This window comes from Rhodopseudomonas sp. P2A-2r (assembly GCF_026015985.1).
Taxonomy (GTDB): domain Bacteria; phylum Pseudomonadota; class Alphaproteobacteria; order Rhizobiales; family Xanthobacteraceae; genus Tardiphaga.
In genome coordinates this window covers 5,617,109-5,629,313 of record NZ_CP110389.1, presented here as the reverse complement: position 1 = coordinate 5,629,313, position 12,205 = coordinate 5,617,109, and the positions used below count along the sequence as shown (strand labels likewise).

Here is a 12,205-nt window from a genome sequence, read left to right as displayed (position 1 = left end):
GTGCCGTCGCTCTTGCGACGGCCTCGAAGGATGCACCGCAAGCGCTGGCGCCCGCTCCGCATCCTTCGAGGCTCGCCCTACGGGCGAGCGCCTCAGGATGACGACGGGGAGTAACGCCCAGCAAGAGCCAATCACACCGCCGCTTTGGCCTCGCGACGACGCGCGGTCAGGATGAATTCGGTATAGCCGTTCGGCTGCTCTCGGCCCTTGAAGATCAGGTCGGCAGCGGCCTTGAAGGCGACGCCGTCGAAGCCCGGGGCCATCGGCTGATACAGCGCGTCGCCGTCGTTCTGCTTGTCGACCACGACCGCCATGCGCTTCAGCGATTCCATCACCTGCTCCTTGGTGATGACGCCCTGGTGCAGCCAGTTGGCGAGATGCTGCGCGGAAATGCGCAGCGTGGCGCGATCTTCCATCAGGCCGACGCCATGGATGTCCGGCACCTTGGAGCAGCCGACGCCCTGGTCGATCCAGCGCACCACGTAGCCGAGAATGCCCTGGCAGTTGTTGTCGATCTCCTGCTTGACGTCATCGGGCGCCCAGTTGGACTGCGACACCGGGATGGTCAGGATGTCCGACAGTTTTGCGCGCGGTCCGCCCTTGCTCAGTTCCTGCTGGCGCGCGGCAACGTCGATCTGGTGATAATGCAGGGCATGCAGCGTTGCCGCGGTCGGCGACGGCACCCAAGCCGTGGTGGCGCCGGCCTGCGGATGCGCGACCTTCTGCGTGAGCATGTCGGCCATCTTGTCGGGCGCCGCCCACATGCCCTTGCCGATCTGGGCATGGCCGGGAAGCCCGTCGACCAGGCCCATGTCGACGTTCCAGTCTTCATAGGCCTTGATCCAGGCGGTGGCCTTCATGTCGTTCTTGCGGATCATCGGGCCCGCTTCCATCGAGGTGTGGATCTCATCGCCGGTGCGATCGAGGAAGCCGGTGTTGATGAAGCAGATCCGCTTCGAGGCAGTCTGGATGCAGGCCTTGAGGTTCACCGTGGTGCGGCGTTCCTCGTCCATGATGCCGAACTTCAGCGTGTTCTCCGGCAACGACAGCATCTTCTCGACACGGCCGAACAGCTCGCAGGTCAGCGCCACTTCGTCGGGGCCGTGCATCTTCGGCTTGACGATATAGACCGAGCCGGTGCGGCTGTTGCGCAGGCCGGTCGACTTGAGATCGTGGATGGCGAGCAGGCCGGCAACCGCGGCGTCGAGCAGGCCCTCGGGGATTTCCTCGCTTTTGGAGTCCAGCACCGCGTCGGTGAACATGTGGTGACCGACATTGCGCATCAAGAGCAGGCTGCGGCCGTGCAGCGTGACATCCTTGCCGTCGAGGCCCTTGTAAACGCGGTCCTTGTTAAGCGAGCGCTTCAGCGTCTTGCCGCCCTTCTCGAAGTCTGCCGAAAGCGTGCCGTCCATCAGGCCGAGCGTGTTGCGATAGACCAGCACCTTGTCCTCGGCATCCACCGTCGCCACGCTGTCTTCCATGTCGAGAATGGTCGAGACTGCGGATTCGATGATCATGTCGGCGACACCAGCGGAATCGTCCTTGCCGATGGTGTTGCTGCGATCGATCTTCACCTCGATGTGCAGGCCGTTATTGATCAGCAGGATCGAGGTCGGCGCGGCGAGGTCGCCGAGATAGCCCTTCAGCTGATTTTGGTTCTTGAGTGCCGTCAGGTTGCCGCTCTTGAGTTTGGCGGAGAGCTGGCCGGCGACGATGCTGTAGGCGGTGACGTCGGTGTGGCTGCCGGTGGCCAGCGGCACGGCATGGTCGAGGAATGCCTTGGCCTTGGCGATGACGCGGTCGCCGCGCGCCTTGTTGTAGCCCTTGCCGCCGTCGGTGGCCTCGTGCGGGATCGCATCGGTGCCGTACAGTGCGTCGTAGAGCGAACCCCAGCGCGCATTGGCAGCATTCAGCGCGTAGCGCGCATTGGTCAGCGGTACCACCAGCTGCGGACCGCAGATCTGACCGATCTCCTCATCCACATTGGTCGTCTCGACCTTGGCTGTGGCCGGCTCCGGCAGCAGGTAGCCGATCTCCTTGAGGAACGCCGTATAGGCGGCCATGTCGAAGCTCTTGCCCTTGTTGGCGCGATGCCAGGCGTCGATCTTGTCCTGCAAGGTGTCGCGCACCGCGAGCAGCGCGCGGTTCTTCGGGCCGAGATCGCCGACGATTCCGGCAAGGCCGACCCAGAAGGCGTCCGGCGAAATCCCGGTCTTGGGGGTGGCTTCCTTGGAAATGAAATCGAACAGGACGGGGGCGATCTTCAATCCGTGGGCGTCGATGCGTTTCATGTGTGATTTCTCGCGAAAGCGGCAATTCTGCTCAATTTTCAGGGAAAGTGACGGCCAAACGGCGTCACACGGCGTCCTGCCGTCCTTTTAGCGATAAAGCGCGGCGGCTGAAAGACCCCGGTTTTCTCGCCTTGTGGCAGGGGCCCGCGCGTCGGCGCGGCCGGGCGAGGGAGTGTTACGCTCGGGACCGCTATCCGACGCGGACGGAGGCTGGCATCGGGCCAGCTTTGCTGGCTCGTGGGTCCGTGCCACCTTCTTCCACTCAGAGCAGGTCAGCTAGATGTTGGCGGCGAGATCGACATGTTCGTCGAACAGGATCCCGGTCTCCGCCAGCATGCGTTCGATGGCGTCGGTCGCGTCGGCGACCGACCGCTGCGAGGTATCGATGGTCAGTTCGACCGCGCCGGGCGCCTGATAGTTGTTGCCGATGCCGGTGAAGCCATGCAGCGCCCCGGCGCGGGCCTTGGCGTAGTGGCCCTTGGGATCGCGTTGCTCGCAAATTTCCGCGGGCGTGGAGACGTAGATCTCGCGAAACGCTGCGTCGGCGATCCGCCGCGCCGCAGCACGATCTTCCAAGGCCGGAGACACCGCCGCGACGATGGCGATGTGTCCATTCTTGGCGAGATGGGCGGCGACTTCGGCGAGGCGGCGAATGTTCTCGCTGCGATCCTGGGCCGAGAAACCGAGATCGTTGTTGAGCCCGGCGCGCAGCGTGTCGCCGTCGAGCAGGATCGGCGAGCCGCCGCGGCTGAACAGCCGGCGCTCCAGCGCCAGCGCCAGCGTCGATTTGCCGGAGCCGGGCAGGCCGGTCAACCATAGCACGGCGCCGTTATGGCGATAGCGCGCCGAGCGTTCGTCGGGCCGCAGCGCGGATTCCACCGGCACGATGTCGACTGGCACGGCGCGCTGCCCGGCATCCACGGACAGCACCAGTCCGCCGCCGGCGATGCGGCCGTTGACCTCGATCACCAGCCGGCCGGTGCGGGGGTTGTCGGTATAGGGGTCGGCGGCAATCGGTTGCGCCAGCGAGATGTCGATTTCGCCCACATGGTTGCGGGCGATGGCCTTGGCGGCGACGCTCTGCAGGTCGCCGGGATCGACAGCCTTCTCGATGGCGACGATGGTGGCGCGGCTTTCCCGTGTGCCGACCCGCAGCAGTACCGAGGCGCCGACGGCCAGCGGCGCATCGTGCAGCCAGAAGATCCGCGCGCGAAGCCGGCGGGTATCGCGGGGAGCGGCGCCGACATGGGCGATAACGTCGCCGCGCTCGATGAACAATTCGCGGTCCAGGGTAATGCCGGTGGAGCGGCCGGCGCCCTGCGGACCCGACAGCGGCGTTAGCGGCCAGCTCTCGACGCTCTTGATTTTCGCAATCTTGCCGGCCGGCATGATGACGATCTCGTCGCCGGTGCGGAGATTGCCGGATTCGATCCGGCCGGCAACGATGCGACGGTCGTCGAACTTGTAGATGGCTTGCACCGGCAGGCGCAGCGGCAATTCGTCGAGCGCGCGCGCCGGCGTCAGCGCATCCAGCGCCTCGACGACCGTCAGGCCCTTGTACCAGCCGATGCGATCGGTGCGCTCGGCGACGCCGTCGCCGTCGCGCGCGGAAATCGGGATCACCGCGCTCGGCGTCACGCCGAGGTCGATCAGGTGCGCTGAGATCTCGTCGCTGATGTCTCGGAACCGCGCTTCGGAAAAGTCGACGCGGTCCATCTTGTTGACGACCACCGCGACTTGTTTGATGCCGAGCAGATGCAGCAGATAGCCATGTCGTCGCGTCTGGTCGCGCACACCTTCCAGTGCGTCGATGATCAGTACGGCACCGTCGGCCTGCGAGGCGCCGGTGATCATGTTGCGCAAGAACTCCGCATGGCCGGGCGCGTCGATCAGGACGACGTCGCGCGATTTGGTTCGGAAGCGGATCTGCGTGGTGTCGATGGTGATGCCCTGGTCGCGCTCGGTCTGCAGCGCGTCAAGCAGGAACGACCATTCGAACGGCATGCCGCGGCGGGCGCTGACCGCCTTCAGCATTTCCAGCTTGCCGTCGGGCAGCGAGCCGGTCTCATGCAGCAGCCGCCCCACCAGCGTCGACTTGCCGTGATCGACGTGGCCGACGATGACGATGCGGACCTGCGGGCGGGTGGTGCCGTTGGGCGTCGCGAGGTTTGGTGAGACAGCGATGTTCATCGGAGCGCTCGGTTTCTTGTTCGTTACAGGTAGCCGGCGACGCGAAGCCGTTCGAAGGCGTCTTCGGTCTCGTGATCGAGCGCACGCCCGGCGCGCTCCGGCACCTTGGTGCCGTCGAGTTCGATCAGGATCTCGTCGATCGTGGTCGCGGTCGATGCCACGGGATTGGTGATGTCCTGATCGCCCAGCGAGCGGTAGCGCTTGCCGTCTTTCGCCAGGTACAGCGGGATGATCGGGATATTCTCGCGCTTGGTGTAGGCCCAGATATCCGCCTCGGTCCAATGCAGGATCGGGTGGATGCGCAGATGCGCGCCGGGCGGCGGCGAGGCGTTGAACTGGTCCCAGAATTCCGGCGGCTGATCGCGGACGTCCCATCCGCCTTCGGTGCCGCGCGGCGAGAACACGCGCTCCTTGGCGCGGGTAGCTTCCTCGTCGCGGCGAATGCCGGCAATCAGCCCGTCGAAGCCGTATTTGGCGAGCGCCAGCTTCAACCCTTCCGTTTTCCGCGCAGCCGAGCGTGCGGCCGGGGGCAGGGTCGGATCGATGCTTTCGATCGGCGGGCAATAGTCGACCTTGAGGTCGAGGCCCCATTCGCCCGCATACTGGTCGCGGAACGTGTACATTTCAGGAAATTTCTTGCCGGTGTCGACGTGGAGCGCAGGAAACGGGACCCGTCCGAAGAACGCCTTGCGCGCCAGCCAGATCATCACATTGGAGTCCTTGCCGAGCGACCACAGCAGTGCGAGCTTCTTCAGGCGCGCAAAGGCCTCGCGAAAAATATAGATGCTTTGCGCTTCCAACTCGTCGAGATGATCCATTGAGGGCATCCGCACGTCGGCACTCTCGCGTGGCGCGCCGCGCAACCCGTCTCTGCCATTATCGTTGTCGAGAAGATGCATCTCTATCTCTTGGTGTTTGGAGACAAAAATTCTATAGTTGCACTGCGGGAGAGAAGAAATAATTTTCTCTTTGCGCGGCTTGAATGAGAGATATATAGAAAATAATTCCAGTCAACCCCGGATTTTGGGGAGCGGAGTATCGGATGCGATTCTTGCCGGTGTTTCTCGATCTGCAGACCGGACCGATCCTGCTGATCGGTGCGGGCGAGCTCGTGCGCGCCAAGTTGCGATTGCTGCTGGCGGCCGGCGCGCGGATTCGCTGGTACGCCACCGACGGCAATCGCGACACGGCTGGGCTCGATCCTGAGGGAGTTGCGCGGATCGAGCATGCCGATGGCGACCCTCTCACGACCGATCTGTCCGGCGTCGTTGCGGTTCTCTGCGCTGGCGCGGGTGAACTGGGACATGCGATGGCCGCGCGGGCGAGGGCGTCGGGTGTTCCCGTCAACGTCATGGACGAACTTGCGCACTCCACTTTTATCCTTCCCGCCATCGTCGATCGCGGCGATGTCGTCGTCGCCATCGGCACCGGCGGCTCTGCCCCCGTGCTGGCGCGCCGCGTACGCGAAAAAATCGAATCCGTTCTGCCAGCGCGGATCGGAGATCTGGCCGGTTTCATCGGCCGCTGGCGCAAGCCGATGTCCGGCCGGCTCCCGGACATGTCGCTGCGGCGCCGGTTCTGGGAACGCGTGGTCGATGGCCCGATCGGCGCGCTGGTGCTTGCCGGTCGCGGCGCGGATGCCGAGCAGGCGTTACACGACATCGCCGACCCCATCGCCTTTGCCGGAGCGCTGTCATCCGGTGAGGTCGCCGGTCACGTGACATTGGTCGGCGCCGGTCCCGGTGATCCCGATCTGCTGACCGTCAAGGCGCTGCGCGCCCTGCAGGACGCGGACGTTGTTTTCTATGACGAGTTGGTTTCGCCTGAAATTCTCGATCGCATTCGCCGCGATGCATCGCGGGTGCCGGTCGGACGCCGCGTGGGCAGACCGGGCATCGGCCAGGACGCCGTCAACGCCCTGCTGATCGAGGCGGCGAAAGCCGGGCAGCGCGCGTTGCGCCTGAAGGGCGGCGATTGCTTCATCTTCGGCCGCGGCGGCGAGGAAATCGAAGCGCTGCGCCAAGCCGGTGTGTCCTACTCCATCATTCCGGGCATCACCGCGGCGCTGGGCGGCGCGGCGCAGTTCGAAGTGCCGCTGACCTACCGCCACGAGGCGCTGCGGCTCACATTTCTGACCGCCCACAAGGCCAAGGATGCGGAGACCGTCGACTGGGGCGCGCTCACCGACGAAAAAATGACGGTAGTTGTCTATATGGGCATGACGGCGGCGCCGACGATCCGCGAAGGTCTGCTCGCCGCGGGCCGTTCGCCGCAAACCCCGGTCGGCGTGTTTGCGCGCGTCACCCGGCCCGATGCGCAGGCGGTGGTCGGTACGCTCGGCGATCTGCCGGCGCTGGTTGCGCAGATCGAGAGCGGCCCGGCCATTCTCGTCATTGGCGATGTGGTCGCACATTCCGCGCCGTGGCGCCAATTGAACCTCTCTGAACTGATCCCCGAACTTCTGGTGGCTGCCGAATGACGTCTCCTCTGCAACAAAAAATCAAGATCACCGGCCCGTCGGTCATCACCGCCAACCGCACCTGGGACGGCGCAGTGATCTATCGCGACGGCCAGCACGGCTGGACCACCGATCTGTCCAGCGCCGCGGTTGTCCGTACGGCGGACGATGCGCGCGCGCTACTCACCGAATCCACCGCCGATGATGTCGGCGCGATCGGTCCCTATATCGCCCCTGTCGACGTCAAGGACGACGGCACGATCGAGCCCGGCAATCTGCGTGAGCAGATCCGGCGGCAAGGCGTCACCATCGATCTCCCGGTCCCGGCCTGAGGCTTTCTGAATCATGTATGCTTATGATGAAATCGACCGCACGCTGATCAACGAGCGCGTCTCCGAATTTCGCGACCAGGTGAAGCGCCGGCTGTCCGGTGAACTCACCGAGGACGAGTTCAAGATGCTGCGGCTGATGAACGGCGTCTATCTGCAACTGCACGCCTATATGTTCCGCGTCGCGATTCCCTACGGCACGCTGTCGGCCGACCAGATGCGCAAGATGGCCCATGTGGCGCGGCGCTATGATCGCGGCTACGGTCACTTCACCACGCGGCAGAACATCCAGTTCAACTGGATCAAGCTGGCCGATCTGCCCGACGCGCTGGAAGACCTCGCCAAGGTCGGTATCCATGCCATGCAGACCTCGGGCAACTGCACCCGCAACATCACCACCGATCAATGGGCCGGCGTAGCGCCCGGCGAGGTCGAAGACCCCCGGATCTGGTGCGAGCTGCTGCGGCAGTATTCCACCATGCATCCGGAATTCTCGTTCCTGCCGCGTAAGTTCAAGTTCGCCATCACTGCGTCGGCACATGACCGTGCCGCCATCAAGGTGCACGACATAGGCCTGCGGCTGCACAAGAACGACGGCGGCGAGACCGGCTTCGAGGTGCTCGTCGGTGGCGGTCTCGGCCGCACGCCGTTCATCGGCAAGACCATCAAGCCATTCGTGCCTGGGCGCGATCTGCTGAGCTATGTCGAGGCGATCCTGCGCGTCTACAACCAGTACGGTCGCCGCGACAACATCTACAAGGCGCGCATCAAGATCCTGGTGCACGAGCTCGGCATCGAGAAGTTTGCCGCCGAGGTCGAAGACGAGTGGCTGGCGATGCGCGATAATGCGCTGACGCTGGACGATGAGGTGGTCGAGGACATCCGTTCGCGCTTCACCTATCCGCACTACAAGCAGCTCACGGATCTGCCTGACGAGCTGAAGGCGGCATCGGCCGATCCGCATTTCGAAGCCTGGCGCCTGAATTCTGTCGCGCCCCACCGGCGGCCGGGTTATTCCATCGTGACGCTATCGCTGAAGCCGATCGGCGGCCCGCCCGGCGATGCCACCGCGGATCAGATGGACGCCATCGCCGATCTCGCCGACAAGTATTCGTTCGGCGAGATCCGCGTCGGTCACGAGCAAAATCTGGCGCTGCCCCATGTCGCCCAGCGCGACCTGCCGGCGCTGTGGCGCGCGCTCGACAAGATTGGCGTCGCCACGCCGAACGTCAATCTCGTGACCGACATCATCGCCTGTCCGGGGTTGGACTACTGCTCGCTTGCCAATACCCGCTCGATTCCGATCGCGCAGGAACTGACGCGACGCTTCGCCAATCACGACACGGCCAACCTGATCGGCCGCCTGCATGTCAATATTTCCGGCTGCATCAATGCCTGCGGGCATCATCACGTCGGTCATATCGGCATTCTCGGCGTCGAGAAGAACGGCGAGGAATTCTACCAGATCACCATCGGCGGCCGCGCCGACGAGCATGCCGTGGTCGGCACGCTGATCGGTCCGGCGGTTCCCTATGCTGATGTCGCCGATGTCGTCGAAGATATTGTCGAGGCCTATCTTGCGTTGCGCGCCCGGCCTGACGAACTGTTCATAGACGCCGTCAAGCGGCTCGGCGTCGAGCCCTTCAAGGAGCGCGTCTATGCCACTCGTTAAGGACGGCAAGATCGTCGGCGATTCATTCATTCACGTCGCCGACGATGTGGAGATTCCGGCCGAGGGCGCCGTGCTGATGTCGGCGGCGCGGTTCCTTGCCGATCCCGAGGCACTGGTGGGTCGCAACAATCCGACGGCTGTGATCTGGCCGAACAATCGGGATGTCGACGATCTCGTGCCCTGGCTCAGCAAGCTCGCCGCTGTTGCCCTGGTGTTCCCGACATTCCGCGATGGCCGTGCCTATAGCCAGGCGCGGTTGCTGCGCGAGCGTTACAAGTATCGTGGCGAACTGCGCGCCACCGGCCAGGTGCTGCGCGACCAGTTCGTGTTCATGCTGCGCGCCGGCTTCGATACGTTCGAGGTCAAAAAGGATGCCGACGCCGAGGCCTTCGCGGCCACTGCGCGGCGCTACACGGTGTTTTACCAGCCCACCGGCGATGGCCGGATCACTGCGCTGCATCGTCGCATGCAGCAGCGCCATCAGGCGGAGAGTGCAAATCCATGAACGCGCCGCTGCACCAGCGCAAGCCTGCCTTGCCGGTCGAATCCGCTACTCCCACGGAGCTGGTGGCTGAACTCGAGCAGGAGCTGCGTGCGGCGTCGCCGGCACAGATCATCGGCGCCGCCTTGAAGGTCGTCGCTCGCGACAGGCTTGCGGTGGTGTCGTCGTTCGGTACCGAGTCGGCGGCCCTGCTCAAGGTGATGTCCGAAGTCGATCCGGCGATCCCGGTGATCTTCCTCGATACCGGGTGGCTATTCGCGGAGACGCTGGCCTATCGCGATACGCTGATCGCCCAATTGGGCTTGCGCGATGTGCGCTCGATCAAGCCGCTTGATGCCGACCTTGATCGCGATGATCCCGAGCGCGATTTGTGGTTCTCCAATCCGGATCAATGCTGCTTCATTCGCAAGGTCGAACCGCTTCGCCGTTCGCTGGCGCCGTTCGACGCCTGGATCAACGGCCGCAAGCGGTTTCAGGGTGGTGCCCGCGCGGCGATCCCCGTGGTCGAGGCCGATGGCGCCCGTTTGAAGTTCAATCCGTTCGCCAATGTCTCGCGCGAGGACATCGAACTGATCTATGCGTCGGCCAAACTGCCGCCGCATCCGCTCACGACGTCGGGATTTCTGTCGGTCGGCTGCATGCCCTGCACCAGCAGAAGCGCGCCGGATGAGGACCAGCGCGCCGGCCGCTGGCGTGGCAAAGCCAAGACGGAATGTGGTATCCATACGATGCCGACTTCGTAGGATATTGCTGCCGTCACGCTGCCAACATTGAAATGTGGTTTCGTTGACTTCGAGTCTCGATTTCAAGAGTTTGAACGCGTTGCCGACGACGCTTCTGTTGTTGTGCTGGAGGTAGGTCATCATGGTTCGTCGTATCATTCCCGTCATCGCAAGCCTGCTCTGGGCTGGCTCTGCTTTCGCCGCCGACGTCACACTGCTCAACGTCTCCTACGATCCGACGCGCGAACTCTACTCCGATTTCAACAAGGCTTTCGCCGCGTCCTATCAGAAGGACACCGGCAAGAGCATCGAGATCAAGCAGTCCCATGGCGGGTCCGGTGCTCAGGCCCGTTCGGTCATCGATGGCCTTCAGGCCGATGTGGTTACCCTTGCGCTCGCCTACGATGTCGATGCCATCGCCAACAAGGGCCTGCTGGCCAAGGATTGGCAGAAGCGGCTGCCGCAGAATTCGTCGCCCTATACGTCGACCATCGTGTTCCTGGTGCGCAAAGGCAATCCCAAGGGCATCAAGGATTGGGATGACCTGATCAAATCCGGCGTCAGCGTGATTACGCCGAACCCGAAAACCTCCGGCGGGGCGCGCTGGAACTATCTCGCCGCCTGGGGCTATGCGGAGAAAAAGTTCGGTTCGAAGGACAAGGCGCGCGAATTCGTCGGCAATATCTTCAAGAACGTGCCGGTGCTGGATACCGGCGCGCGCGGTTCGACCATCACTTTCGTCGAGCGTGGCGTCGGCGACGTCTTGCTCGCGTGGGAGAACGAAGCCTTTCTCGCGGTGAAGGAATTCGGTAAGGACAAGTTCGAGATCGTGGCCCCGCCATTGTCGATCCTGGCCGAGCCGCCGGTCGCGGTGGTCGATACCGTCTCCGACAAGAAGGGTACCAAGGCCGCGGCTGAAGCCTACCTGAAATACTGGTATACCCCGGAAGGACAAGAAATTGCCGCACGCAATTTCTATCGTCCACGCGATTCCGCGGTGGGCGAGAAGTATGCGGCGTCATTTGCCAAGGTGAACCTGTTCACCATCGACGACGTGTTCGGCGGCTGGACCAAGGCGCAGAGCGAGCATTTCAGCGATGGCGGGATCTTCGATAAGATCTACAAGAACTGATCGACGACACCTGCTGTCCGGGCCGGATCGGCGCCCGGGCAGCAACTGAATAGTTAGGGGACATTGTGGGCGGGGCATCAAGACGGAGCGCATTGCCGGGATTCGGGCTGACCATGGGCCTGACCCTGACATGGCTGTCGCTGCTTATCCTGATCCCGCTCGCAGGCCTTTTCGTCAAGACTACAGAACTCAGCTTCGCCCAGTTCATCGAAACGGTCACCAGCAATCGCACGCTGCACGCGCTGAAGATCTCGTTCGGCCTCGCCTTCCTCGCTGCACTCGTCAATCTTGTGGCGGGCCTGATCATCGTCTGGGCGCTGGTGCGCTACCGGTTTCCCGGTCGCCGTATCTTCGATGCGATCGTCGATATCCCATTCGCGCTGCCGACTGCGGTGGCCGGCGTGGCGCTGACCACGCTGTTCGCGCAGAAGGGCTGGCTCGGCGCGCCGCTGGCGGAGCTCGGCATCAAGGTGGCGTTCACGCCGCTGGGCATCTTCATCGCAATGATCTTCATTGGGATTCCTTTCGTGGTGCGCACGGTGCAGCCGGTGCTGATCGATCTCGAAGTGGAGATCGAGGAGGCGGCAGCCTGTCTCGGCGCCAACCGGTGGCAGACCATCACCCGCGTGATCCTGCCCAGCCTGACGCCTGCTATCCTCACCGGCTTTGCGCTGGCCTTCGCCCGTGCCGTCGGTGAATACGGCTCGGTCATTTTTATCGCCGGCAACCTGCCCAACGTCTCGGAGATTGCGCCGCTGCTGATCGTGATCCGGTTGTCCGAATTTCGCTACGCGGACGCGACCGCCATCGCAGTCGTGATGCTGGTCACATCGTTTCTGATCATCTTCGTTCTGAACCGTATCCAGCGGTGGGCGCAGACGCGCGCGCTGACCATCGGATGAAGCGGTC

At 63.7% G+C, this 12,205-nt stretch carries 10 protein-coding genes; 7 read left to right on the top strand and 3 right to left on the bottom strand.

Translation table 11 applies throughout. The features are described from left to right. Positions 1-131: 131 nt before the first annotated feature. The 3 genes from ONR75_RS27205 to cysD form a co-directional block, all read right to left on the bottom strand. A complete protein-coding gene (locus ONR75_RS27205) occupies positions 132-2,291 on the bottom strand; it encodes a malate synthase G (protein WP_265079992.1) in 2,160 nt (719 codons plus the stop codon). 276 nt (positions 2,292-2,567) lie between these two features. Then, positions 2,568-4,481, bottom strand: a complete 1,914-nt coding sequence (gene cysC / locus ONR75_RS27200) for an adenylyl-sulfate kinase (protein WP_265079991.1) — start codon at positions 4,479-4,481, stop codon at positions 2,568-2,570. A 23-nt stretch (positions 4,482-4,504) separates the two neighbouring features. Further along, positions 4,505-5,380, bottom strand: coding sequence for a sulfate adenylyltransferase subunit CysD (cysD, locus tag ONR75_RS27195; protein WP_265079990.1), 876 nt, complete (start codon positions 5,378-5,380; stop codon positions 4,505-4,507). Positions 5,381-5,523: 143 nt separating this feature from the next. Between cysD and cysG the strand changes: the two genes are divergently transcribed. From cysG to cysT, 7 genes are all read left to right on the top strand, one after another. Next, complete coding sequence (gene cysG, locus ONR75_RS27190) at positions 5,524-6,960, top strand: siroheme synthase CysG (RefSeq protein ID WP_265079989.1); 1,437 nt, start codon at positions 5,524-5,526, stop codon at positions 6,958-6,960. Continuing rightward, complete coding sequence (locus tag ONR75_RS27185) at positions 6,957-7,271, top strand: DUF2849 domain-containing protein (RefSeq protein ID WP_265079988.1); 315 nt, start codon at positions 6,957-6,959, stop codon at positions 7,269-7,271. The genes cysG and ONR75_RS27185 overlap by 4 nt, the downstream gene beginning before the upstream one ends. 13 nt (positions 7,272-7,284) lie before the next feature. Continuing rightward, the gene (locus tag ONR75_RS27180) at positions 7,285-8,940 is read left to right on the top strand and encodes a nitrite/sulfite reductase (protein WP_265079987.1); all 1,656 of its coding nucleotides are present in this window, start codon (positions 7,285-7,287) and stop codon (positions 8,938-8,940) included. Further along, positions 8,927-9,445, top strand: a complete 519-nt coding sequence (locus tag ONR75_RS27175) for a DUF934 domain-containing protein (RefSeq protein WP_265079986.1) — start codon at positions 8,927-8,929, stop codon at positions 9,443-9,445. Before ONR75_RS27180 ends, ONR75_RS27175 begins: the two co-directional genes overlap by 14 nt. Continuing rightward, positions 9,442-10,185: a phosphoadenylyl-sulfate reductase gene (locus ONR75_RS27170; RefSeq protein WP_265079985.1), complete on the top strand. Its 744-nt coding sequence runs from the start codon at positions 9,442-9,444 to the stop codon at positions 10,183-10,185. The genes ONR75_RS27175 and ONR75_RS27170 overlap by 4 nt, the downstream gene beginning before the upstream one ends. A 121-nt stretch (positions 10,186-10,306) precedes the next feature. Next, on the top strand, positions 10,307-11,296 hold the full coding sequence (locus ONR75_RS27165) for a sulfate ABC transporter substrate-binding protein (protein WP_265079984.1): 990 nt from the start codon (positions 10,307-10,309) through the stop codon (positions 11,294-11,296). Between the two features lie 113 nt (positions 11,297-11,409). Continuing rightward, positions 11,410-12,198: a sulfate ABC transporter permease subunit CysT gene (cysT, locus tag ONR75_RS27160; protein WP_265079983.1), complete on the top strand. Its 789-nt coding sequence runs from the start codon at positions 11,410-11,412 to the stop codon at positions 12,196-12,198. Positions 12,199-12,205 lie beyond the last annotated feature (7 nt).